This window comes from Neochlamydia sp. S13 (genome assembly GCF_000648235.2).
GTDB lineage: Bacteria > Chlamydiota > Chlamydiia > Chlamydiales > Parachlamydiaceae > Neochlamydia.
In genome coordinates, this window is sequence record NZ_AP017977.1 from 302,161 (window position 1) to 324,561 (window position 22,401).

The 22,401-nt window shown below is 39.0% G+C and carries 22 protein-coding genes; 12 read left to right on the top strand and 10 right to left on the bottom strand.

Translation table 11 applies throughout. The features are described from left to right. The first annotated feature begins 290 nt into the window (after nucleotides 1–290). Nucleotides 291–1,301: a DUF4116 domain-containing protein gene (locus tag TY21_RS01155; protein WP_130589462.1), complete on the top strand. Its 1,011-nt coding sequence runs from the start codon at nucleotides 291–293 to the stop codon at nucleotides 1,299–1,301. A gap of 9 nt (nucleotides 1,302–1,310) precedes the next feature. After that, nucleotides 1,311–1,475, top strand: a complete 165-nt coding sequence (locus TY21_RS10910) for a hypothetical protein (RefSeq protein WP_158622997.1) — start codon at nucleotides 1,311–1,313, stop codon at nucleotides 1,473–1,475. A gap of 479 nt (nucleotides 1,476–1,954) precedes the next feature. Here TY21_RS10910 and TY21_RS01160 read toward each other — a convergent pair whose 3' ends face one another. From TY21_RS01160 to TY21_RS01170, 3 genes are all read right to left on the bottom strand, one after another. Further along, nucleotides 1,955–2,182 carry a hypothetical protein gene (locus tag TY21_RS01160; RefSeq protein ID WP_044881832.1) on the bottom strand — a complete coding sequence of 76 codons (228 nt, stop codon included), beginning with the start codon at nucleotides 2,180–2,182 and terminating at the stop codon, nucleotides 1,955–1,957. A gap of 30 nt (nucleotides 2,183–2,212) precedes the next feature. Further along, nucleotides 2,213–2,617 carry a DUF1761 domain-containing protein gene (locus tag TY21_RS01165; protein WP_042243989.1) on the bottom strand — a complete coding sequence of 135 codons (405 nt, stop codon included), beginning with the start codon at nucleotides 2,615–2,617 and terminating at the stop codon, nucleotides 2,213–2,215. Nucleotides 2,618–3,252: 635 nt separating this feature from the next. Further along, nucleotides 3,253–4,221: a pyridoxal-phosphate dependent enzyme gene (locus tag TY21_RS01170; protein ID WP_042243991.1), complete on the bottom strand. Its 969-nt coding sequence runs from the start codon at nucleotides 4,219–4,221 to the stop codon at nucleotides 3,253–3,255. A 458-nt stretch (nucleotides 4,222–4,679) separates the two neighbouring features. On the opposite strand from TY21_RS01170, the gene TY21_RS01175 reads away from it, so the two are divergent. Next, complete coding sequence (locus tag TY21_RS01175; protein WP_042243993.1) at nucleotides 4,680–5,924, top strand: NAD(P)/FAD-dependent oxidoreductase; 1,245 nt, start codon at nucleotides 4,680–4,682, stop codon at nucleotides 5,922–5,924. A gap of 129 nt (nucleotides 5,925–6,053) precedes the next feature. Here TY21_RS01175 and hemF read toward each other — a convergent pair whose 3' ends face one another. The 4 genes from hemF to TY21_RS01195 form a co-directional block, all read right to left on the bottom strand. Continuing rightward, the gene (gene hemF / locus TY21_RS01180) at nucleotides 6,054–6,860 is read right to left on the bottom strand and encodes an oxygen-dependent coproporphyrinogen oxidase (RefSeq protein WP_042243995.1); all 807 of its coding nucleotides are present in this window, start codon (nucleotides 6,858–6,860) and stop codon (nucleotides 6,054–6,056) included. Nucleotides 6,861–6,909: 49 nt separating this feature from the next. Then, complete coding sequence (locus TY21_RS01185) at nucleotides 6,910–7,218, bottom strand: hypothetical protein (RefSeq protein ID WP_052354667.1); 309 nt, start codon at nucleotides 7,216–7,218, stop codon at nucleotides 6,910–6,912. A gap of 266 nt (nucleotides 7,219–7,484) precedes the next feature. Next, nucleotides 7,485–9,239 carry a leucine-rich repeat domain-containing protein gene (locus TY21_RS01190; RefSeq protein WP_130589463.1) on the bottom strand — a complete coding sequence of 585 codons (1,755 nt, stop codon included), beginning with the start codon at nucleotides 9,237–9,239 and terminating at the stop codon, nucleotides 7,485–7,487. Nucleotides 9,240–9,592: 353 nt separating this feature from the next. Then, complete coding sequence (locus TY21_RS01195; protein ID WP_042239390.1) at nucleotides 9,593–9,877, bottom strand: hypothetical protein; 285 nt, start codon at nucleotides 9,875–9,877, stop codon at nucleotides 9,593–9,595. Nucleotides 9,878–10,062: 185 nt separating this feature from the next. Between TY21_RS01195 and TY21_RS11785 the strand changes: the two genes are divergently transcribed. Then, nucleotides 10,063–10,311: a transposase gene (locus tag TY21_RS11785; RefSeq protein ID WP_158622998.1), complete on the top strand. Its 249-nt coding sequence runs from the start codon at nucleotides 10,063–10,065 to the stop codon at nucleotides 10,309–10,311. A 1,222-nt stretch (nucleotides 10,312–11,533) separates the two neighbouring features. On the opposite strand, the gene TY21_RS01205 is transcribed toward TY21_RS11785, so the two are convergent. Continuing rightward, a complete protein-coding gene (locus tag TY21_RS01205; protein ID WP_232044373.1) occupies nucleotides 11,534–11,977 on the bottom strand; it encodes an SAM-dependent methyltransferase in 444 nt (147 codons plus the stop codon). Between the two features lie 326 nt (nucleotides 11,978–12,303). Here TY21_RS01205 and TY21_RS01210 point away from each other — a divergent pair, with 326 nt between their 5' ends. Beyond that, the gene (locus tag TY21_RS01210; RefSeq protein WP_042243741.1) at nucleotides 12,304–13,323 is read left to right on the top strand and encodes an LOG family protein; all 1,020 of its coding nucleotides are present in this window, start codon (nucleotides 12,304–12,306) and stop codon (nucleotides 13,321–13,323) included. 66 nt (nucleotides 13,324–13,389) lie between these two features. Here the strand turns inward: TY21_RS01210 and TY21_RS01215 are convergent, their stop codons facing one another. Further along, nucleotides 13,390–14,907: a KGG domain-containing protein gene (locus TY21_RS01215; RefSeq protein ID WP_052354646.1), complete on the bottom strand. Its 1,518-nt coding sequence runs from the start codon at nucleotides 14,905–14,907 to the stop codon at nucleotides 13,390–13,392. 1,484 nt (nucleotides 14,908–16,391) lie between these two features. Between TY21_RS01215 and nrdR the strand changes: the two genes are divergently transcribed. The 7 genes from nrdR (at nucleotide 16,392) to TY21_RS01250 (ending at nucleotide 21,068) form a co-directional block, all read left to right on the top strand. Further along, on the top strand, nucleotides 16,392–16,907 hold the full coding sequence (nrdR, locus tag TY21_RS01220) for a transcriptional regulator NrdR (protein WP_042243746.1): 516 nt from the start codon (nucleotides 16,392–16,394) through the stop codon (nucleotides 16,905–16,907). A gap of 27 nt (nucleotides 16,908–16,934) precedes the next feature. Beyond that, nucleotides 16,935–17,300 carry a TraR/DksA family transcriptional regulator gene (locus TY21_RS01225; protein WP_042243749.1) on the top strand — a complete coding sequence of 122 codons (366 nt, stop codon included), beginning with the start codon at nucleotides 16,935–16,937 and terminating at the stop codon, nucleotides 17,298–17,300. Nucleotides 17,301–17,302: 2 nt separating this feature from the next. Next, nucleotides 17,303–17,830 (top strand): signal peptidase II, encoded by a 528-nt coding sequence (gene lspA, locus TY21_RS01230; protein ID WP_232044374.1) that lies wholly within the window; start codon nucleotides 17,303–17,305, stop codon nucleotides 17,828–17,830. 9 nt (nucleotides 17,831–17,839) lie between these two features. Further along, nucleotides 17,840–18,550: a hypothetical protein gene (locus TY21_RS01235; RefSeq protein ID WP_042243753.1), complete on the top strand. Its 711-nt coding sequence runs from the start codon at nucleotides 17,840–17,842 to the stop codon at nucleotides 18,548–18,550. A 202-nt stretch (nucleotides 18,551–18,752) separates the two neighbouring features. After that, nucleotides 18,753–19,589, top strand: coding sequence for a class I SAM-dependent methyltransferase (locus TY21_RS01240; protein WP_130589464.1), 837 nt, complete (start codon nucleotides 18,753–18,755; stop codon nucleotides 19,587–19,589). Next, nucleotides 19,579–20,403 (top strand): RNA methyltransferase, encoded by an 825-nt coding sequence (locus TY21_RS01245; RefSeq protein ID WP_042243759.1) that lies wholly within the window; start codon nucleotides 19,579–19,581, stop codon nucleotides 20,401–20,403. The genes TY21_RS01240 and TY21_RS01245 overlap by 11 nt, the downstream gene beginning before the upstream one ends. A 5-nt stretch (nucleotides 20,404–20,408) precedes the next feature. Further along, on the top strand, nucleotides 20,409–21,068 hold the full coding sequence (locus TY21_RS01250; protein WP_042243762.1) for an RluA family pseudouridine synthase: 660 nt from the start codon (nucleotides 20,409–20,411) through the stop codon (nucleotides 21,066–21,068). Between the two features lie 97 nt (nucleotides 21,069–21,165). Here the strand turns inward: TY21_RS01250 and TY21_RS01255 are convergent, their stop codons facing one another. Beyond that, complete coding sequence (locus tag TY21_RS01255; RefSeq protein WP_042243765.1) at nucleotides 21,166–22,392, bottom strand: hypothetical protein; 1,227 nt, start codon at nucleotides 22,390–22,392, stop codon at nucleotides 21,166–21,168. Nucleotides 22,393–22,401: the final 9 nt, after the last annotated feature.

The following is a 22,401-nucleotide window of genomic DNA, read 5'->3' on the forward strand; positions in this document are numbered from 1 at the left end:
TTTGTCTTAAAAACCTCATATTATAGAAGAGAGATTGCTCAAAATTAAGCAAGGCAGATAACTTATGCTCCTAGCATGTAAATTTTTTTAGAAAGTAATGCTGCCTTACTAAAAGATTGCCAAAAATTATAAACGCCTGGCCCAAGTTTCTTATTAGGAGATGGATTTGTTTTTATTGAATTTTAATCTTTAAATTAAATATTTTCGTTTTATATAGAAATAGCTTATTATTAATCTTCCCTTCTCTTAAGGGATAAAGAATTAAATTTAAATCTAATTTTGAGGTCGGTGTGGAAATAAATTTTTTATCTAAGCTATGTGCGACTATGGATAATAAGTTGGACTATGTGCCTGTAGTAAGTAGCATAACTAATTTAGTAAATATTTTTCAAAAATGCGTTCTTTTAAATTTTAAAAAAAATGTTACTCTAAGTCATTACTATGATTATCTGGATCGAAAAAGTTTTAAGCGGTGTGTAGTTTTATTAATTCCTGTTTTAGGAAATATTATTGTAGGGGTATATGACTTCTATCGCTATAGCATGAGGGATAAAAGCTACATGCTTAGGAGGCTTTCTCAAAAAGGCTTAGGACTTAAGTACGCTAGCTCAGAATTAAAGCAAGATAAGGAAGTCGTACTTATTGCTGTTAAGCAAAATGGTTTAGCGCTTCAATATGCTAGCCCAGAATTAAAGCAGGATAAGGAAGTCGTACTTGTTGCTGTTAAGCAGAATGGTTTAGCGCTTCAATACGCTAGTGAGGATCTTAAAAACGATGAAGACGTTATAGTTGCTGCTTTTATAGAAAATAAGTTAGCCCTTCAGTATGTTGGACAAGAGTTTAGAAAAAATAATGAAGATGAAATTATAGATATCTTTATGAAGAACAAAAGCTGTGTACATGCTATTGTCAAGGTAGAAGGTGGCATGTTAAAATATGCGAGTGAAGAGCTTAAAAATGATAAAGAGATCGTGCTTGCAGCAGTTCAGCAAGAAGGCTGGGCACTTCAATTTGCTAGCGAAGAGCTTAAAAATGATAAGCATATTGTACTTGCAGCAGTTCAACAAAAAGGCTCGGCGCTTCAATTTGCTAGTGAGGAGCTTAAAAATGATAAAGAGATTGTACTTGCAGCAGTTCAGCAAGAAGGCTCGGCACTTCAATTTGCTAGCGAAAAGCTTAAAAATGATAAAGAAATTGTACTTGCAGCAGTACGGCAAAATGGCAGGGCAATTCATTCAGCGAGCGAAGAGCTCAAAAAAGATAAAGACATTCAACGTATAGCAGCTCAGCAAATAGCTTAGTAGCGAAGAATGATTAATGGGGAGAGACTAGCCATTGATGGTTTTTTTTCAGGGGGAAAAGGAGGCGGTAAGCTAGTAGACTATGGTCACAAGGGTAAAGACAAGCCTACCCATCTTTTAGTAGACGATAATGGCAGCCCTTTAAGTTTTGAAGTAACCAGTGCTGAAGGATGAAAGGAAACAGGTGGAAAAGCTGATTGATCCGGGGGATAAGCTACGGAGACTCTAAGAATTCCGTTAACTCATCCTTATTTTAGAAGCTGATAAAGGATACAACTCTGAGGAAATTGAGGATAGTTGCTAAAAAGAAAAATATATTTGTTTATACCTAGGCAAAGGATGGGGGCTATCAAGAAAGCTGAGATAGTTATCTGCCACCTTAAGAAATGGAGATGGCAAGTTGAAAGGGCAATATCTTGGCTACAACGGAAGTTTAGAAGAACCGTTGTGCGATGGGAAAGACAAGTGAAATGGTGGAAAGGATTATTAAATTTTAGTCTTATAATGTGTTGGATAGGCTGGTAAGCGGGATAGGTTCATAGATAAAAAAGCTTTTTAGATTGACGTTAAAAAGCTTTTTTATCTAATAAAGGAAAGGTTTTTTTAACTTTTCGCCCTTATGATTAAGCTAAATATAGCTATGGATAAGTCCGCTATAATTTAGAGGTCGAGGTAGGTTCCTTTTGAGGTTTAGCTCCCTGACTCTCTTCTTTCTTCTCTTTTAAGTAATCGTCATACCAATAATAATTATTTTCAGGATGGGCAGCATTATACTCCCGAACTTTTTCACATTTATGACAAACAGCCTCTTCGCTATGTGCATCCATAGACCCACAAATAGCTATCATTCCTAGGATTAAAGTAAGTGTCTTATTTTTCACAATCAACCTCATGCATTTTAATTTGCTAAATTACTGCCAGGTACCCATGATTGCACCAATCAAAATCAAATTCAAGAGTAAATATCCTGAATCTATCAAATAAGCCTTAAAAGGCTTCTTAGCCCATATGACGCCAGAGAAATGAGTCGTTGCAATAAAACCTAGCCAGATAAGAAAGCCTATAGTCATGCCATTTCCCATGCCATGGATGGCAAAATTATTGAAGAACATATTCAAGACAAAACATAAAATAAAAGCATCCAGAAAAGCGCCTGCAAAATGCCAAGGAGTTGGTTTCAATAGCTCCACATTAAAGCCGTGTTCTTTGGCCCAAGCATCGCCTAAAACTTTACGGGAATACCAAATAGAGGCTAAAAAGTTGTTAATCATCGTGCATACTAGTACTACCCAAATATTTACGTTAGTAAGTTCCATATAATTGTTCTCCTTTGGAATAAAGTTTAAGGAATCCTCGCTCCAATATTCTATAATAATATTTTATTTTCAAATCCTTTTTGAAAATTTAGATATAAAGAGATAAAAGAGCTAGGAGAAAGGAGGGTGGGGATACTGTTGCCAAAAAGGCTGTTGGTTGTTCCTGTCGCTTAACTATCCTATAAACTCCTTACTTTCAAGGCTATCTAATAGGATCATTAGGAGTATAAGGGAGTAGCATTTATTGATAAGTCAATCTAAATGTATATAGACTCAGTACATCTACTTCTTGCTTACCTTAGGAAAAATTTATTATTGGCAAAGTAATTTTTTCACTGTTTTTCATACAGGTTACCACTCTCTCAACACTCGGGTTGATATGTGAGGCTATAAGAATTGCTTTGTGTGCCTGTAGAAAACTGATGAAAATTAGGGGAATTTAGTTAAGTGTTAATCAAAAGTATACCTATTGATTTAAAGAAAAGAGGCCGAGTGAGTAGTATAAGCATATAATTTCATGGAGGGGTAAAGTTTGCCTTTTCGGTATAACCAGAATAACCAGAATAATTGGTAGGAAAGGAGCCCTAAAGTAAAGATGCTAATTTTCTTTAACTTAAAAAGTCATAGCATAGAAATTATAAAAAACCCAGCAACGATAAAGTTCCACCTGACTGTATTACCAAGGCTTTTCCTTTTAAATTTTTTTGTTGAATGATCCGTTGGGCTTCTTTAAAAAGTTTGACGTTATAGATAGGATCACAAAGAACTCCTTCTGTTTGGGCTATCTCATGAATGTCTTTAAAGGTTTTTGCCGAGGTCGCACCAAAAGATTTTGCTTGATGGGGGCGACATAAAGAGAAATGAGTAGGCATCCGACAAGGTAATTTAACAAGTTTTTCAAAATGTTGATGGTAACATTTTAAATTATCTAGAAATTCGTCTTCCTTGCCCGCCATTAAAACCACATGTACATGTGCTGAATGCTGTAAAAAAGCCAGGCCTACTATTAAGGCAATTGCGGTAAGGCCTGTTCCGCTATCCACAAAAATATGATTAAAAAGGATCTGTTCTTGGAACTCATTATAAAGGATATCCATAGGAAGTGTAAGCGCTCCTGGAAAAGATTCTGGCATGCATCCTCCTTCAGGAATGATGTAGGTGCTTTGATTGCCTTGCAGATCTGCAAAATCCAAGGCAGCTTTATAGACCGTTGGCCAATCTTGTCTTTCTATCCAATGAATTTGATGCTTGGGAACGAGTAGCTGGGTGAGAAGAGCGTTACCTTTTAGCCTCTGTTGATGGCTTTTGCATAGGAAAAGAAAAGGCTGGATTTGATTTTCAATTAAGAGCTGAGAAATGCCTAATACATGATTTGAGTTAATACCTCCAATGACAATTGCTGTCTTAGCTTTTTGATGAATCAAAAAGGTCATTAACGAGCTAAATTTTCTTGTTTTAGAGCCCATGAGCCCTAGCTCATCATCTCGCTTAATATAACAATGAAGGTGGGAAGAGCTATAGCTTTTAAGTTTATGAATTCTTGAGTGTAAAGGAAAATCAAGTTTGATATATTGCTGTACAACTTTTTCTAAAGTAAAGAGCATGAAGGGGGCCTTGTGAAATTTTTTTAAGCTTAATGAGTGTATGAAAAAGACTTAATGTTATCAATATCGGACAACTGATCATTTTTAAGAACATAAGAAGTAAAGTTTTTTAGCCTATAGGAATGTTTATCCTCTGTTAAATACCCTTGCTCTTTTATCCCTCGCATCTCCTTTAATTTAAAAAGCCTTTTCTTGGTTAGCTGGTCAAGCTTGCAATGTAAAGTTTAACAAGAATTTTTCCTAAATGTTAGGCTTTCTTGAAAAACAAATGAATGCTCGGGTAAACTGGCTTGTCAAAAGTAAGTTACAACCTTCGAGCAGCATGCAGGCAATTATTTCCTTTATAAGAAAATTGCCTTTGCGGGCTAACTTATAAACGACGCTTTACAAAAATATAAGTTGTGCTTAAACCTCTTTTCAAATGGTTCACATAAGCATACCTACAACACGCTTCTCAAATGCCTAAAAATTTAAATGCCAATCATATAAAAGATTATCTTGTGGTAGTAGGTGGGGGAGCTGCAGGCTTTTTCGGAGCCATTGCATGCGCGCAAGCTTGTATAGCCAAAAAAGTGATTCTTTTAGAAAAGAATAGACAGCTTTTATCTAAAGTGCGCATTTCAGGGGGCGGGCGCTGCAATGTCACGCATGCTTGCTTTGACCCAGTAGCTTTAGTAAAAAATTATCCACGCGGAAGCCAAGCTTTACTTGGTCCTTTCACTCGTTTTCAACCTCGAGATACTATTCAGTGGTTTAAAGAGCGTCACGTGGAGTTAAAGGTAGAAGAAGATGGGCGCCTATTTCCCCTTACGGATGATTCTGCTACCATTATAGACTGTTTAATGCGTGCTGCCAAAGCTGCCCATGTAGAGGTTCGTACAGAGAGTGGAATTGAAAAAATTGAGGTCCAATCGGCGGGGTTTGTTATTCACCTTACGAATGGCTCAGTGGTAGAGTGTAAAAAGTTACTGTTTGCCACAGGGAGTAACTCTAAAATGTATGAATTATTAGCCGCTTTAGGACATCAGATTGTGCCTCCGGTGCCCTCATTATTTACTTTTAATGTTCCTAATTCTCCCTTGCTAGACCTTGCCGGCATGTCGATTTCTAATGTGGGCTTACGTATTCAGCACACTGATCTTAAGCAAACAGGTCCTCTCTTGCTTACTCATTGGGGATTTAGTGGACCAGCAGTATTAAAGCTATCAGCTTGGGGTGCAAGAATCTTGCATGGCATGAATTATCAAGCTACCTTAGTAGTTAACTGGTTGCCAGAGATGAATAAAGAGACCCTAGCAGCATGCTTAGGCAATTATAAAGTAAAAAATCCTGTCAAATTAATTTCTTCAGACAGTCCTGTAGCTCTTCCAAAAAATCTTTGGAAAAAGCTTACTATCATGGCTGGCATCCCGTATGACATGCGCTGTTCCTATCTATCAAAAGTTCATTTAAATGCGCTACTAGAATTGTTACAGAATTCTACTTTTAACATTCAAGGGAAAACAATTTTTAAAGAGGAGTTTGTGACTTGCGGGGGAGTGCATCTCGATGATGTTAATTTCAAAACTATGGAAAGTAAAAAATGCCCTGGCTTATTTTTTGCTGGCGAAGTACTGGATATTGATGGAGTCACAGGTGGCTTTAACTTTCAGAATGCTTGGACAACGGGTTGGATTGCTGGCCAGGCGATGGCGAAGGATTAGATTTTATGCATATTCCTCTTAAGTGCTTATATCTTGAAACTTAGCTTTTTTGTCGATTTCTCAATCGCTTAAGGAAAAAAAATATCCACCCTGGCTGTAAAGAAATAGGCTTAAGAGGTGACAATCAAGCTACCACTTGGCTAATGGGGGCAGCGAGCATAAAATGGCTTCAGGATTGCCTCCAGATTGAAATCCGAATTTTGTTCCTCGGTCATACATTAAATTAAATTCTACATAATGAGCTCGAGCTTCTAGCTGCTTTTCTTTCTCTTGAGCAGAATAAGGAAGAGGTACGCGTTTTATGTAGATAGGAAGGATTGCTGCTAAAAATTGCTTTCCTACCATTTGCCATAGGTGTAGATCTTTTTCATAATCGCCGCTGTTATAATGGTCAAAAAAAATGCCTCCCACCCCCCGTTCTTTATGACGATGGGGGATATAAAAGTACTCACGAGCATTTTGCGAAAAGTTAGGATATAGAGTAGGATCGATAGAGTTTAGAAACTCTTGAGTTGTTTGATGAAAGTGAGCAGTATCCTCGGCATAGCTAAAGCCCATGGGAGTTAAATCAAAGCCTCCTCCAAACCATGAGCGTTCTTGCGTTTCGATGTAGCGAATGTTCATATGGACGGTTGGTGCGTGAGGGTTGACCATGTGAGTAATCAAGCTTACTCCCGTAGCAAAAAAAGGCCCGGAGCTCTCACTCATAGGAAAATGAGGCCCATAGACTCCCGACCAATTAACTGCTGCTTTTTCAAAAACTTCTCCTCGTAAAATAGAGATTTCACCCCCTCCCCCTGTGGAATGTTGCCATGGTTTCCTTGTAAAACGATTGCTATTTTCAAATGTTTCAAAAGCGATGATAATCTCATCTCTTAAGTTTTTAAGAAAATGGATTAAAGAGGAGTGTTTATTGCTGGAGTATTCATTATGCATATAAAGTCATAGTTTTTTTATTAGCTTTCAAAAAAGAGCTTGGTATTTTTTAGGCCTTGTTGCGTAAATGATCTAATAGCTCCTCTAAAGATATATCACATAAGTTAGCACCCATTGCCTTGGGCATTTCAAGTTTTGTCCTCTTGTTCATAGCCAAGGATTTGGCATATAATTCTGCTTGTTGATAGGCTAATTTCCTAGAGGGAAAGTCTCCTCCAAAGCTTCTTATAAAGCGATACATCGCCGTTTCGGCAAGCGATCTTCTGTGATAGCCGCAAAGCTTCTTCCAGAGCTGCCTGGCCTCCTCATCTCTTCCAAAGCCTTGAATGATTTTAAAGCATCCTTTCTTTTTTTTCATCCAGGGTTTGTCCGCCTCTTGACTTAGCCTTCCTCCTCTTCTTGGAGGTACCAAAGGATCTATACCCGCACATAAGATGATAGGAAGGATGGTAAGCAGGTTGCCTCTTAAGTGGAGCTTTTGCAGCTTGGATATCTGCCCGATTTCTGCTGTCAGAATGGAGAGCTGGTTTTGATGTAAGTGCGGATTATTTGTTTAAAGATAAAATGGCTAAAAGTTTTTATTTCATTTTAGCCCCTCCCAATTTAAAAGTACTTATGGCCACTCTACAATTGAAAACGCTGCCTTATTTTTTCTGGAATATTTTTCAAAGGATTTTCCGCTAATTCAAGCTCGGTAAGCTGAGGCAGCTGCCCGATTTCTGCAGGAAGGCTGGAGAGCTGGTTTTGATTCAAGGAAAGCCTTAGCAGCTGAGACAATTGCCCGATTTCTGTAGGCAGGCTGGTGAGCTGGTTATGATTTAATTCAAGCCTTTGCAGCTGAGACAATTGCCCGATTTCTGCAGGAAGGCTCGTGAGCTGGTTTTGATCTAAGTAAAACCATTCCAGCTGAGACAATTGCCCGATTTCTATAGGTAGGCTGGTGAGCTGGTTTTGATTCAAGGAAAGCCTTTGCAGCTGAGACAATTGCCCGATTTCTGCAGGAAGGCTCGTGAGCTGGTTTTGAGTTAAGTAAAGATATTGCAGCTGAGACAATTGCCCGATTTCTGCAGGCAGACTGGTGAGCTGGTTTTGAGTTAAGTAAAGATATTGCAGCTGAGACAATTGCCCGATTTCTGCAGGAAGGCTCGTGAGCTGGTTTTGATCTAAGTAAAACCATTCCAGCTGAGACAATTGCCCGATTTCTGCAGGAAGGCTCGTGAGCTGGTTTTGATCTAAGTAAAACCATTCCAGCTGAGACAGCTGCCTGATTTCTATAGGTAGGCTCGTGAGCTGGTTTTGATTCAAGGAAAGCCTTTGCAGCTGAGACAATTGCCCGATTTCTGCAGGAAGGCTCGTGAGCTGGTTTTGATCTAAGTAAAACCATTCCAGCTGAGACAGCTGCCCGATTTCTATAGGTAGGCTCGTGAGCTGGTTTTGATTCAAGGAAAGCCTTTGCAGCTGAGACAATTGCCCGATTTCTGCAGGAAGGCTCGTGAGCTGGTTTTGATCTAAGTAAAACCATTCCAGCTGAGACAGCTGCCCGATTTCTATAGGTAGGCTCGTGAGCTGGTTTTGATTCAAGGAAAGCCTTTGCAGCTGAGACAATTGCCCGATTTCTGCAGGAAGGCTCGTGAGCTGGTTTTGATCTAAGTAAAACCATTCCAGCTGAGACAGCTGCCCGATTTCTATAGGTAGGCTGGTGAGCTGGTTTTGGTTTAAATCAAGCTCTTTCAGCTGAGACAGCTGCCTGATTTCTGTAGGCAGACTGGTGAGCAGGTTTTGATTTAAGGAAAGGGTTTGCAGGTTAGATAACTGGCATATTTCTGGGGGTAAATAAGTCAAGCCTACTCCAGATAAATCTAATTCCGTGAAGTTTTTACAATTTTCTTTAATCCAACCTCTAAGAAGCTCCCCTTGTTTTTCTAAAGGTAAATACTTGATTTTTTCTTGAATTAAGTATTCCGCTCCACCAGGCAGTGCTTTCCACATTAACAGACGATTAATATTTATAAGATAAGAGACATAGTTAGCCAGAGTTAAGCCTCTTTTTTCTTCTGTTTTCTCTTTAAATTCTAAAGAAGAAAAAGACTTAGCTAAAGTAAAGATTTGCTTAAAGATTGCATTTACCTTTGCTGTTTCAGAAAGCCTATCATCCAGCTTATAAATCCTATCTACAATAAAAGCCTGCTTGCTAATATCCCCTTGGGAAACATGTACTTTACCGATTTTTTTATAAAGAGAAGGCATGACTTCAGTAGCCAGCAGATGATGCCATCTTTTACAGACGCTAAATAAGGGAGGAACTACGCAAGCCTCTAAGATAGGGAGTAGCAATTCATTGGGCAAGCTTTCAATGGAGGCCGAAGAGATAGGATGCATTTTATTTCCTTGGGTAGTGATGACTTTTCAGCATTTTATTTATTAGAGGCAATATAAAAAAAATTAAAAAAGAAAGTCAAACGAATTCGTATCCTTATCACCAGGAGGGCATTAGCTAACTTGTTAAGCGAAGAGCAAGCTACTATGTCTTGTAGGCGATAATAGAAGGTTTTTGCGCAGCTTCGGGCCGACCAGACGTAGTATGCTTTTGAGTTGCAATAAATCGAGGTTCTATAATTTGTATATATTTAAGTTTTTTTACAAACTTATCTAATTGGCGCTTAGCATCGTTTGGACATGAAAACTCTTACCGCATGAGCTTAATAAAGGCTTCGGCTTCTTTTTCATTGTCCTTAAGGTAATGCTTGGCTAAAGTACGGCATTCTCTTAGATAGGCCACTTAGCTGAAGATGGTTGCCCATCTTTAGTTCAACGCCTGCATGGCAAGGGGTATTCTTAAGAGCTCGATAGCCCTCTACTATCTCTACCGTTTTGTCGTAAGGCGCTTCACATATAAGTTCTTTGGCCTCTTTGATTTGCATGGGCACACGTGTGGCAAATAAGCTTTGTTCTCTTTTAAAGACTTGTAAGGTAGTTTGCGTATAGAGAGCGCTATCTCCTACTATATAGTCCAACATGATTTAAAGCATTTTCGCCTTAAAGTGGCGTTGTTGCGTAAATGATAAGAAGTGTATGCGATAAGATTGCTCTTTAACGCCTAAGAGCTATAAAATTAGTTTACAAAAACAAAAATATAAGCAAGCTATGGAAAAAAAGCTTAACTACCGCATACGTAATTGGCCCCGAGTATCACAAAGCTTTAGTGCAAAGAGGAAGCATAACTTTATGGCTTTCGGATGAAACCATTAAAGGATGGAGGGAAAATAAAAGCACGGGTAAGAAGAGACACCCAAGAATTTACTCCGCTGATGCTATCCTATCCGCGCTGATGATTAGAGCGGTTTATCATTTGCCCCTCCTAAGCCTTGCGAGGATTTTTGCTATCGCGGATTACTTTGCTGGCTTTGGGTTTGCCTATTCCTTGTTATACCCGCATTTGCAGGCGTGCTAAGAAGCTTGGACAAGAGCTTAAGAAGCTAAGCCTTAAAGCGTCCAACAGACAGAGTCTTTGATTCCACTGGGGTAAAGGTCTATGGCGAAGGAGAGTGGAAAGTGCGCCAACATGGCAAAACCAAGTGAAGAATTTGGAGAAAAATTCATTTAGCCATTTGCCCAGATTAGAGTGAGATTATTTTAAGAGAATTAACGAAGAGCAATAAAGCCGATGATTCAATGGCAAGCCAAATGATCTTTGAGCTACCAAAGAGTGTACAAACTGCTTATGGAGATGGCGCTTATGATAGACAAGCTTTCTGTTGATCATCTTATGTGCGGGGTATAGATCCTTTGGTACCTCCCAAAAGAGGAGGAAGGCTAAGCCAAGAGGAGGACAAGCCCTGGATAAAAAAAAAGAAAGGATGCTTTAAAAATCATTCAAGGCTTTGGAGAAGATGAGGAGGCCAGGTAGCTCTGGAAGAAGCTTTGCGGCTAGCACAGAAGATCGCTTGCCGAAACGGCGATGTACCGCTTTAAAAGAAGCTTTGGAGGAGGCTTTCCCTCTAGGAAATTAGCCTATCAACAAACAGAATTATATGCCAAATCCTTGGTTATGAATAAGATGATAAAGCTTGGAATGCCCAAAGGGCAATGGGTGCTAACTTAGGGATACGAGCTATTAAATCATTTACGCAACAAGGCCTATTTTTTACATACATTAATGGAAAAGAGTGGTTTTTGCCTACATTAATAATAGGAAATGTTGCCAAAGTAATGAAGAAGCAAGAGAAATATTTTTATTTTTAAGAACAGAGATTGGCAAGAGCTTAAGGTGTATGCTTGCATAAAAATCCCTATTCCTCGCTCAGCGAAAACTTATTTTAGCATTTAAGGAGTCGCCGAAGTTTATTTAAATCTTTTAAAATCCCGACCTCTAGGTAATTATTTCGAAAAGTGCATAGGCTACGTGTATATTCTATCCCATATTCCTCACCCGAAATTTAAAATGCTGATTTCTAAGGTGTTATAAAAGTTAGTTCTTAAATTTAAATTATATAATTCTCTCAGCTTCAGATGCTTACAAAAAAACGTGGAGAATATGGGTTCTATTATAAATAGTTAGTTATCAAAATAGTGGCGTGTTTTTTTATTTAAGGTAAGCTGAAGTTTACCTAAAATTTATCCTCAGAGCGCTCTAAAAAGTTTGTTTACTAGGTTGTAGAAGGGAGTAAAATGAATCAGGTGTATCTATAAATATAGATTTTAGTGGAATAAAGGTCGGGAACCTCTATAATTTGCTCAGCTTTCCAAGAAGGAACAGCGAAGGTATGGGTGACTATCCATGCCCCTTTAGGTAATTCTTCCTCAAATTTCTTTTTTAATTTCTGCATGGCTAAAGGATAGAGATAGCAGATAATCATCTTGGCGTCTGTAAGGTTAGCTTTAAAAAAATCATGGTACTGAAGATGCAAATGAGGTGAACGCGAAAAGAAATGGCGTATGCGGCAAAAAAAATAAGGGATAGGAGAGCTTTCGTAAGCTAGAATCGTACATTGAGGATATTTGTGAGCAAGCAAGAATGCTAGAGTTCCCCATCCTGCGCCTAGCTCATAAATAAGACCTTTTTCCTGCAATGGCAGCTTGTCCATTAAGATCTGTTTTACAGCAGGGGAAGTAGGCATAGGACCGATACCATTTTTTATGGACCAGACAATAATTAAAATGAAAAGAAGGAGTAGCAAAGGTAATAAGAAAATCATAAAACATTTTATCGAGCGTTTAATCATCTATAGTGCATAAGTAGGGAAGAAAAAAGCAAGCAGCTAGCTATAAAATAGACAAATATTTTTCCTGCTTCTTTAGCAGATTGCTATATTTGCTGTAGATTCATAAATGCTTATTTTGCTATGCATGGCTATTTTCTTTTGCGGTTATTAGCTTGATAATTGAGGGGCTTTCTGCTTAAAAAAAGAATAGGTTTGCCACTGAAAAAAAAGGAGCTAGGTTTATGGTAGAGCTTAAGGATGAGAAGGCTCAGCTGGCGATTAAAAATCTTATAGAAATGTGTGGAAAACCTTCTGATACGTTCGAAGCAGAGCTAGTCACGCAGATGATTGAAACGAGCCTTAAGTTGCTTATCGAGAATAATGATACCGGACAATTAAAACTTATTAATCGCTCCTTAAAAGAGATGCGGCATGCTTATCGCATCTTTAGTAAATTTAAGCAGTCGCGTTGTATCAGTATTTTTGGATCAGCACGCACTCCCGAAAATCATCCTGATTACTTTGCAGCCAAAAGCTTTAGCACTCAAATTGCAGAGCTAGGCTGGATGTGCATTACAGGAGGAGCTGATGGAATTATGAAAGCAGGCTTAGAAGGTTCTCAGAAAAAATCAAGCTTTGGCCTTTCTATTCGTTTGCCTTTTGAGGCACCCACTAATACAGTTATTGCAGGCGACCCTAAATTAATTGTTTTTCGTTATTTCTTCATACGCAAGTTAATGTTCTTAACTCATTCAGATGCAGTAGCTGTTTTTCCTGGGGGATTTGGGACGATGGACGAATTGTTTGAATTGCTAACTCTTATGCAAACAGGAAAAGCAAATTTAATGCCTTTAGTCCTAGTTGAAAGTAAAAATGGAGTCTATTGGCCTCATTGGAAAATGAATATCGATGAGCATTTGTTAGCTAATGGCTGGATTAGTCCTGAAGATCTTAATCTTTTTTACATTGCTCGCTCGGTTGAAGATGCCGTTTTACATGTCCAACAGTTTTACCGTCATTATCATTCTAGTCGCTATGTAGGTTCACAGCTTGTCATCCGTCTAAATAGGGAGCTAACAGATCGAGAAGTAGAGTATCTAAATAAGCATTATCAACTTCTTGTTGTTGAAGGAAAGATAGAGAAAAGCGGACCATTACCCCAGGAAATCGACCATTTAAATTTACCACGTCTGGTTTTTCAGCATACCCATCGTGATTTTGGAATCTTGCGAGCAATGATTGATACACTCAATCTTTTTTGAAGAAAAAGAGAAGGGGTTGTTAAAAACAACCCCTTCTTCTGCTGTTTGAGAAAGTAAATAATTTTATTATCTATTTTCTCGGCGAGCTAGGCCGCCTTTACGGCCCATTTCCCTATACTCTTCGCGAGAACGATGAGAGGCTGTAGCTAGGCCGCCTTTACGACCAGCTTCCTGGCGGCTCATCTTGCCACTACCTTGGTGGCTATACTCTTCATCGCCTTCTTCTTCATCACTTTCGTCGTGATGCGCTTCCGCACCTTGGTGCTGGCTTCTTTGGCTATAGCCATGGCTTGCACCCCTTTGGCTTCTATGGCCTTCATCTTCATCTTCATAATCCTCATCGGATTCATAGCCTTGATGAGATTCCTCGCCGTGACGGCCACTTTGGTAGCCACCATGGCTTCTATAGCCTTCATCTTCGTCTTCATAATCCTCATCGGATTCATGGCCGTGATGAGGCTCCTCGCTGTGATAGCCAGCTCTTTGATAGCGGCCATGGCTTTCACCTCGGTGGCCTCTATAACCTTCATCCTCCTCTTCATAATCTTCATCAGATTCATGACCTTCCTCATAGCCCCCGCGTGCATGGCCTCCTTTGCTGCCTATTTCACGGTAATATTCAGGACCATATTTAGAAGAGACGGCACGGCCACCTTTTCGGCCAATTTCGCGATAAAAGTCAGGACCATACTCTTCGGCGACCCTTTGTCCGCCTTTATGACCAATATCATGATAGAACTCAGGTCCACGTTCGGAGGCTACTTTTTCTCCTCCTTTGTGGCCAATTTCACGATAGAAGTCAGGGCCATATTTAGAAGAGACGGCACGACCACCTTTTCGGCCAATTTCGCGATAAAAGTCAGGGCCATACTCTTCGGCGACCCTTTGTCCACCTTTATGACCAATGTCTTGATAGAACTCATGTCCACGTTCGGAGGCTACTTTTTCTCCTCCTTTGTGGCCAATTTCACGATAGAAGTCAGGACCATATTTAGAAGCGACGGCACGACCGCCTTTTCGGCCAATTTCGCGATAAAAATCAGGGCCATACTCTTCAGCGACCCTTTGTCCGCCTTTATGACCAATGTCTTGATAGAACTCATGTCCACGTTCGGAAGCTACTTTTTCTCCTCCTTTGTGGCCAATTTCACGATAAAAGTCAGGACCATATTTAGAAGCGACGGCACGGCCACCTTTTCGGCCAATGTCGCGATAAAAGTCAGGACCATACTCTTCGGCGACTCTTTGTCCGCCTCGATGACCAATATCTTGATAGTATTCATGTCCACGTTCGGAAGCTACCTTTTCTCCTCCTCTGTGGCCAATGTCGCGATAAAAGTCAGGACCATATTTGGAAGCCACAGCTTGGCCACCTTTATGTCCAATTTCTTGGTAAAATTCTGGCCCATATTTTTCCGAGACAGCTCTGCCGCCTCTTTGGCCTGCTTCTTGACGGCTCATAGGCTCTTGATGTCCACGGCCACCGCGTCCACCACGATCAGAAGAACTTCTACCTGAACGAGCTTCAGCTCCTTTTTGGCCTGCTTCTTGGCGAGTCGCTCCAGACGATTTTCTAGTAGGCATAAATAACCTCCTTCAAATGTTAGTAAAAGGACACTGACAGGTGATAAGAGATATTAGGCGCTTGCTAGCTTGCTAGTTTGAAAGTTCGTAATGCGATAATTTCAGGTGTAATTTTCAGTTCTCCTATTCACTACGATAGAATAGAGTTTGTAGTATCACCTTATGACTTGAATTATGAAAAGATAAGAATTTGCTGACAAGCAGGAATTTCATCTTTATATTGCAAAAAGCTAAAAAAAGAAAAAAGTTAAAGCGTTAGCCCTTTAAAATCAATTACTTAAGCTTAAACAAAAAAATGATTTTTTTTACAGACATTAAAATTTGCTCGTTTAAATATGCATATAAGCCTGCTTTTTAAGCGAGCCTAGAGCCAAAAAATATGATAAGCATGGATTAAACATCTTTAAATATTATACTTTTGAGCCTGTAGCCTTTTCTCATTAGCTTCATAAGCCATTTATAAATAAAAAAAAGAAGAGGTTAAATTAATTTTTATGCTCTCTTAAACTGGCTTCCCTAGCTTTGTAGATCCCTCCTTTAACAGGTTATAAGATTACGGAGATATCCATTTTTCTTCCTGGCTTACAGGGGAGCGTTTGTTTGCTCCTAAAGATAAAACTTAGTTTGCACAAAAAGCTAAAGAAAGTTAAAGAAGAATGGATAGCTTCCTATAAGCTTAGCGATACTCTTTCACGTTTATTACCAGGTCTTCTAGTTTTTGATAAAAAATGCAAAAGCAAAATTGGCGGCCATTCTCAATTAATGCGATCACATTCAAATTTGCTATATTTTTTTAAGCTAATCTTTTAAGAAGTACTGAAAGAGATGCCCAACAAATGGAGGAACAGCTTGGAAAAGTAATAGCCTAATAAGCAACAGGCTTCCAGATAGACTGAGGAGCCATGTAGCTATAGAGTCTTTTGTCTTAAATGCTCTTGCTTGCTTGGCTGCTGGCCTTTGATTATAAATTAAGGGTTTAGAAGGAGGTCTTTTTTTTAAGTCGCGGCTGTTGCTGTTATTGAATCTTTTTCGACCTTATAAGTTTTTCTTCTTACAGACCCTCCTTTTATCTTAATGTTTATTGAGTAAAGATAATTAGAAGAGCAAAATGCTAGGGAAGACTTTTGCCAAGAAAGCTACTTGGCTTAAGCTATCCTAAAAGATAATCCCTTCTCAAGACTTTAATGATTTAATTTATTTTTGAAATTTTTGAAGGGTAGTTTCTTAATTCTTTCATTAGAAAGTTAAAAGATAAATGTAGGGCATTTGAGAGATAGAAAAAGGGAATGAAATAAATGTAAGGAAGGATTGAATAAAAATGTATACTTATACTCTAAAAGTTGAGTAAAATGGGTGTTTTTTATGGATCCTTAAAACGTCGATAAATACAGATTAAAATTTGCTTCAAAGTATATTATTTTATACTTGCAATGTGAGTTAAAAATCATGTATATGAACGCACAACTGTAACAAAAGAGTGTTTAATGAAATGTCCTTTTTGCCATCATCGTGAGCTTAAGGTTATCGATTCGCGCGATGCTGCTGAACTAAATGCTATTCGGCGTAGAAGAGAATGCTTAGGATGCTTAAGAAGGTTTACTACTTTTGAGACAGTAGAACTTACGGTACAAGTGCATAAACGTGATGGACATTATGAAGATTTTCAACAGCAAAAACTGGTGAATGGTTTAGAGGCGGCATGCCGCCATACAACTATTAGTCATGACCATGTCATTGCTTTGGCTGCCGAAATTAGTGAGGAGCTCTCACAACGCCAAGTTCATGTGGTCAGTACTAAGGAACTTGGCGAAATAGCCATGAAGCATTTACAAGCATTAGATGAGATTGCTTATATTCGGTTTGCTTGCGTGTATAAGCGATTCAAAGATATTGAAGAACTTATGCAAGCAATTAAAACCATTCAACCTAAAGAAAGTTTAAATAAAAGTTCCCAGGCTTGTCCCACGGAAAAGCCTTTAGCGGAAAGTCTAAAAAATTAAAAAGTTATATTTTAATAGGAGGTCCCCATGGGATTAAAGAAAAATGAGGTTGCCCAATTTAAAAAGAAGCTAGAAGAAATGCGCGCCCAGCTAACCCATATCTTAAAAGGTTCGACTGCTGAAGTTAAAACTCCTGATGAAGCTACAGGTTATTCTCAGCATCAAGCAGATCAAGGCACGGATGATTTTGATAGAACCATTAGCCTTGAAGTGACTAGCCGTGAATACCATATTCTTCGACAGATCGAAAGAGCATTGGAGAAAATTGATGAAAATACTTATGGAATTTGCGATCTTACCGGTGAAGATATCCCGCTAGCTCGCTTGGAAGCAGTTCCTTATGCTACTATGACTGTAAAAGCCCAGGAGCAGCTGGAAAAAGGTTTGCTTTGATCATGATGAAGTGTTTTACCCTTTGTTTATCATGTCAGATGCTAGCTTTCATTGGATGTAGCGCTTTAATGGTAGACATTGTTACAAAATACCTTACTCATTATTACCTACCTATTTCCAATCATTTGTTCCTATGGTATCCTTATGGAGGAATTGGACTGTTTAAAAACTTTCTGGGAGTGGAGTTTTCTATCAATCATGCCATTAATCATGGGGCTGCATGGGGAATGTTTGCTGAATTAAAGGACTTTTTGCTAGTCTTGCGCCTCTTCATGATGGGGGGATTGATAGGTTATTTTCTTTTTTATAATCGAAATAAAAGCTGGCAGCTACCTCTTCTATTAATTATCGTAGGGGCGGCAGGAAATATTATCGATACCTTCCTTTATGGGCATGTAATAGATATGTTTCATTTTGTTCTCTGGGGGTATGATTTTCCTGTCTTTAATGTAGCCGACTCTTGTATCACAGTGGGAGTAGCCTGGCTATTAATTAGCTCCCTTTTTGAAAAAGAAAAGTCCACCATATAACCTGCTGCTATGCTAAATGTAAAATCTACTCCTGTTCCTTATCAAGCCTCCAAATGGCTTTCGTTAGCTATGTTGATTGATGAAGATGAAATACAGACTCTTTTTCAAGCCCTAGGAGATTTTAAAATTTTTTCCATAGGAAGGGTAGAAAAAAGCGGAGAAGGACAAATTTCTCATGAAGTTTTTCTAGCTAATTATACTCAATACATTCAATCACTAAAAAGTAGACGAACTTATGAAATGGAATATTTTCGTACATTCTTTACTTCTGTGCTGACTTCTTCTGCAGATCATTTATATGCTTTGTCAATAGGCAACGATCGCCAACTCATACGCATTGCAAAACCGGTCGTGCAGCTGCAGCTGCACACTCTCGATTATTCGGTAGCTGACAACAAATTTCGTTCGATGGTGTTAGGAAAAGATCCCGTCTCGTGGGGGCTGCAGTTTTCATATCCCCAACTTTATCAAGATCCTCAAACACATGCCGTGTATAAAGTAGGAGAAGCTTATGTTAATACAGCTTTGTTTCGATTGATTCAACAATGGCAAAGAAAATATACTGTACCCACCCCTTTCTTAATTAAAAATAAATTGATAAATGTGCCTATGCGCTTAGGAAAAAAGTGTTTTTCATGGATTAATCAACATCCGCAGCTAGAAAATAGAGGTTTGCAAGTCCAAATTCCTCACCCTACGAAATCTTCAATCCCTGAATAGAAAAGCCGGATAAAAGCCACTTTTTAAAAGGCTAGCATAAGAAGATCTTTTGCTAAATAGCCAGGGCTTAAAATAAGCTTTCATAAGCTGGCAGAGGGGCTGAAAATTAATGAAAAAGAAGCTTTTTAAGCAGATCGGAAGTAGAGGTCACTATAGATAATTTATTGCTTGGTAGTGTATATTAGAAACCATGAAAAATTGCATGCATACTTATTCTTTAATAGATAGTGGAAACGGTTACAAATTAGAACAATTTGGTCCTTATACAATATCAAGACCATGCTCACAAGCAGTATGGGAGCCACGCCTTTCTCAAGAAAGCTGGGATCATGCTCATGCTTTTTTTTCTCGAGAAGGACAAAATAAATGGACTTTTCGGAAAGAAAAGCTTCCAGATATGTGGCAGATCAAAGTGGCAGATATAGCCTTCAAAATTTCTCCAACAGATTTTGGCCATCTAGGCATCTTTCCCGAGCAAAGAGCTTTTTGGAAGTGGATTCAAAGCACGCCTATTAAAGGCAAGCGTGTGTTAAATTTATTTGCCTACTCAGGTGGTTCAACTCTTGCAGCCGCACAAGCTGGAGCAGAAGTGTGCCATTTAGATGCTTCCAAAGGAATGGTAGCCTGGGCCCGTGAAAATGCAGCTTTAAATCATCTTGAAAAGGCTCCTATTCGTTGGATTATTGATGATGTTTTCAAGTTTTTGGGGCGGGAATTAAGACGTGGGTCTCGCTATGATGCCATCATTCTCGACCCTCCTAGCTTCGGCAGGGGGGCTAATGGAGAGGTTTTTAAAATTGAGGAGGAGATCAACAAGCTTTTAAGAAGTTGTCGAGAGCTGCTGACCCCCAAACCTTTATTCATATTGTTTTCTTGCCATACTCCTGGCTTTTCTCCTTTAGTGATGAAGCATCTTCTCCATCAAAACTTAGATGGACTTTCCGGAACGATTGATGAAGGAGAAATGTTATTAGAAGGTTCTACTGAAACCTTTCCTATTCCTAGTGGAACTTTTGCAAGGTGGCAATATGCAGGGTAAAGTCATTGCGTTAACCAGCTTACAAAATTCTCGTGTTAAGCAAGTGATTGACCTTCGTGAGCGCCGGGTACGTGATAAGTCCGAGCAATTCATTATAGAGGGATATCGAGAAATTTTACGTGCTTATGAAGCAGGATATAAAATTGATAGTCTCTTTTATTGCCTGGAACTGTTCTTAGGGGAAAATGAAAAGCCTTTGATCCAATCTTTAAGTAGTAAAGGAGCTCAACTTTTTCTTTGTCGGGAAAATATTTTTCGAAAAATGTCGTATCGTGATCGTCCCGACGGATTAATTGCTATAGCTGCTCAACAGCGGCGAGGGCTAGATCAGTTACCAAGCTTAATTAAAAAAAATACTCATTCTCCTCTTTTAGTGGTGGCAGAAGCTATTGAAAAACCTGGCAATCTAGGTACCATTTTACGTTCATCCGATGCTGTTCACCTTGATGCCTTGATTGTTTGCGATAAATGTACAGATATTTATAATCCTAATGTAGTACGTGCTAGTGTAGGGACTTTGTTTACTGTTCCCGTGATAGAAAGCAAAGGCCATGAAACCATTCACTGGTTAAAAAAGCATAACATCTCTATTGTTGCTGCTACTCCTAGCGCTAAGTTAGAATATACGCAAGCAGACTTAAAGCAACCGGTAGCTATTGCTGTTGGCACCGAGCAGCTGGGGCTATCGGAGGCATGGATGCAGCAGGCTAATATCCAGGTAAAAATTCCTATGCTTGGGGTAGCCGATTCACTAAATGTGGCTATGGCCACTACCTTACTTTTATATGAAGCTTTACGTCAACGACGAGGGTAAGTCATATGGACCCCCAAATTCTCTATGAAGATAATCATCTTTTTGTCGTTTGCAAGCCTGCAGGAATTTTAACGCAACCTAGTGGCACTCAGCAAAAAAATTTAGAAGATATTTGTAAAGCCTGGCTTAAAAAAACTTATAATAAGCCGGGCAATATATTTCTAGAAGCGGTTCATCGTTTAGATAAATCTGTAAGCGGCATTGTAGTTTTTGCACGCACGAGTAAAGCTCTTAGCCGATTAAATGCTGCGCTACGCCAGCAACAATTTCGTAAAGTATATTTGGCAATCGTCGAAGGTCTTCCTGAAAAGTCGGTAGATACTTTAGAGCATTATCTTTTGCATGATGCCTATCAAAGTCTAGTAGTTTCATGCAATAGACCTGGCGCAAAATTATGCCGCTTACATTATCAAGTTCTTAAGCATGCTAACCAGACTTCTTTAGTGGAGGTTATTTTGGAGACGGGCCGCTATCACCAGATTCGTGCTCAGCTAGCTGCCATTGGAAAACCTATTGTGGGGGATGCTAAGTATGGAAGTCAAAAACCTTGTTTTTCTCCAGGTATTGCTTTACATCATTCGGAGTTAATGTTTCCTCATCCTACTTTAGGAAAGTCTATTACCCTGCATGCTACCTTGCCCGAAGGGATGCTTAAGCTTTTATAACCAAGCATCATCATCAGCTGCAAGCTATCTTTAAGAAGAAAAAAGCAACAGATAGCAGGCGAAAGTTGCAGAAGGGCATGTAGATTAACCTAAAATCTTAGATTTTACTTTTTTCTTCAGGAATGTCTGGAAGTGGCGGGATAGTTTTCATGACGAGCTCTAAGGCTTCATATTCTCCTAACACGCGGTCAATATTCTTTATAATAAGAGAGGTATCCCTGTGGGCGGCTACTTTAGGATTGTTAAATAAATCTTTCAAATCCTGAAAAGGCTGCATTAGAATCTTCAGGTTAATGCTTTTATCTTGAAGGAAAGTAGAGTGAGTAATTTCTTCCAATCCATTGATAAGGCTAAAAAAAGGATCTTTTAAATTCAAAGAGGTGTAATCAATCTCTTCTAAAATGGTTTTACTTATTTCTAAAAGGGTCAAGCTGGCTTTAACACCTATATCAGGTAAGCCTTGAATTATCGCTGCCTTCGCATGGCAGCTTAGGAGGTGAAGAGGATAGTTGACCAAGGTTAAATCAAATTTTGCGCAATGAAGGACTATCTTTCCCCATACTGCTACAAGTGTAGCAGCCACTTGCACAAGCTTTTTTGCTAAGGCTTTTTCATTAATGAGTGAGATACGTTCATATATATAATACAATATATAACTTGTGTGATCATGAATATCTGAATTTTTATCCCGCGCCTCTGCCGCGATCTGTGCTATCCTTTTAGAGGAAGATAGGAAGTTTCTTATAATGTTTGGCATTGCTTGTAAAGCTTGGTTGCAAAGAGTGGGGTTCATATGATGAGTAGATATTAAAGCTGTTTCGGTAAGCGCCTCCACAGCTTCACAAAGCTCTGATTTTTTATCATTTTGAATGCTCTCTTTGGCTATTTGGGTGAATAAAAGCACCTGATCCAAAGGATTTAAATAAGTGATAAGTCTTTTTAAAAGCGTATAATAAATATCCAGGGTAATTCCTATGCTAAAAACCCAGAGAGCTAATCGGTGGCTCTTTTGCAGGTAATTTAGCCAGAGGGTATCCAAGGCAAGCATGTAGCTTAGCAGGGCGAAGAGCACTATCCAGCTATAAATCCCTAAAAAATATTTATCTCTCTTAAATAAGCTTAATAAATAGGGAGTAGAGTTTTGCCCAGCTTTTTGCAGAGGTATTAAACTGCCAGCAATTGTCAAACAAAAGAGGACAAAGAAAGTCGTGCCTGTTATCAATAAGAGGCAGCCTAGTAAATTTTCATTCGGCAGGCTAACTAGCGTAAAAGGAGTAAAAAGTATAAAGAGGGCGGCGAGTGCAGAAAGAAAAATTCCAATCATTGGATACCT

Bases quoted from the DNA above. Each gene is read 5' to 3' on its own strand.
- TY21_RS10910 (WP_158622997.1), top strand. From the start codon at position 1,311: ATGATTAATGGGGAGAGACTAGCCATTGATGGTTTTTTTTCAGGGGGA.
- TY21_RS01165 (WP_042243989.1), bottom strand. From the start codon at position 2,617: ATGGAACTTACTAACGTAAATATTTGGGTAGTACTAGTATGCACGATG.
- TY21_RS01170 (WP_042243991.1), bottom strand. From the start codon at position 4,221: ATGCTCTTTACTTTAGAAAAAGTTGTACAGCAATATATCAAACTTGAT.
- TY21_RS01175 (WP_042243993.1), top strand. From the start codon at position 4,680: ATGCCTAAAAATTTAAATGCCAATCATATAAAAGATTATCTTGTGGTA.
- hemF (WP_042243995.1), bottom strand. From the start codon at position 6,860: ATGCATAATGAATACTCCAGCAATAAACACTCCTCTTTAATCCATTTT.
- TY21_RS01185 (WP_052354667.1), bottom strand. From the start codon at position 7,218: ATGAAAAAAAAGAAAGGATGCTTTAAAATCATTCAAGGCTTTGGAAGA.
- TY21_RS01190 (WP_130589463.1), bottom strand. From the start codon at position 9,239: ATGCATCCTATCTCTTCGGCCTCCATTGAAAGCTTGCCCAATGAATTG.
- TY21_RS01195 (WP_042239390.1), bottom strand. From the start codon at position 9,877: ATGTTGGACTATATAGTAGGAGATAGCGCTCTCTATACGCAAACTACC.
- TY21_RS01205 (WP_232044373.1), bottom strand. From the start codon at position 11,977: ATGCCTACTTCCCCTGCTGTAAAACAGATCTTAATGGACAAGCTGCCA.
- TY21_RS01210 (WP_042243741.1), top strand. From the start codon at position 12,304: ATGGTAGAGCTTAAGGATGAGAAGGCTCAGCTGGCGATTAAAAATCTT.
- TY21_RS01215 (WP_052354646.1), bottom strand. From the start codon at position 14,907: ATGCCTACTAGAAAATCGTCTGGAGCGACTCGCCAAGAAGCAGGCCAA.
- nrdR (WP_042243746.1), top strand. From the start codon at position 16,392: ATGAAATGTCCTTTTTGCCATCATCGTGAGCTTAAGGTTATCGATTCG.
- TY21_RS01225 (WP_042243749.1), top strand. From the start codon at position 16,935: ATGGGATTAAAGAAAAATGAGGTTGCCCAATTTAAAAAGAAGCTAGAA.
- lspA (WP_232044374.1), top strand. From the start codon at position 17,303: ATGATGAAGTGTTTTACCCTTTGTTTATCATGTCAGATGCTAGCTTTC.
- TY21_RS01235 (WP_042243753.1), top strand. From the start codon at position 17,840: ATGCTAAATGTAAAATCTACTCCTGTTCCTTATCAAGCCTCCAAATGG.
- TY21_RS01240 (WP_130589464.1), top strand. From the start codon at position 18,753: ATGCATACTTATTCTTTAATAGATAGTGGAAACGGTTACAAATTAGAA.
- TY21_RS01245 (WP_042243759.1), top strand. From the start codon at position 19,579: ATGCAGGGTAAAGTCATTGCGTTAACCAGCTTACAAAATTCTCGTGTT.
- TY21_RS01250 (WP_042243762.1), top strand. From the start codon at position 20,409: ATGGACCCCCAAATTCTCTATGAAGATAATCATCTTTTTGTCGTTTGC.
- TY21_RS01255 (WP_042243765.1), bottom strand. From the start codon at position 22,392: ATGATTGGAATTTTTCTTTCTGCACTCGCCGCCCTCTTTATACTTTTT.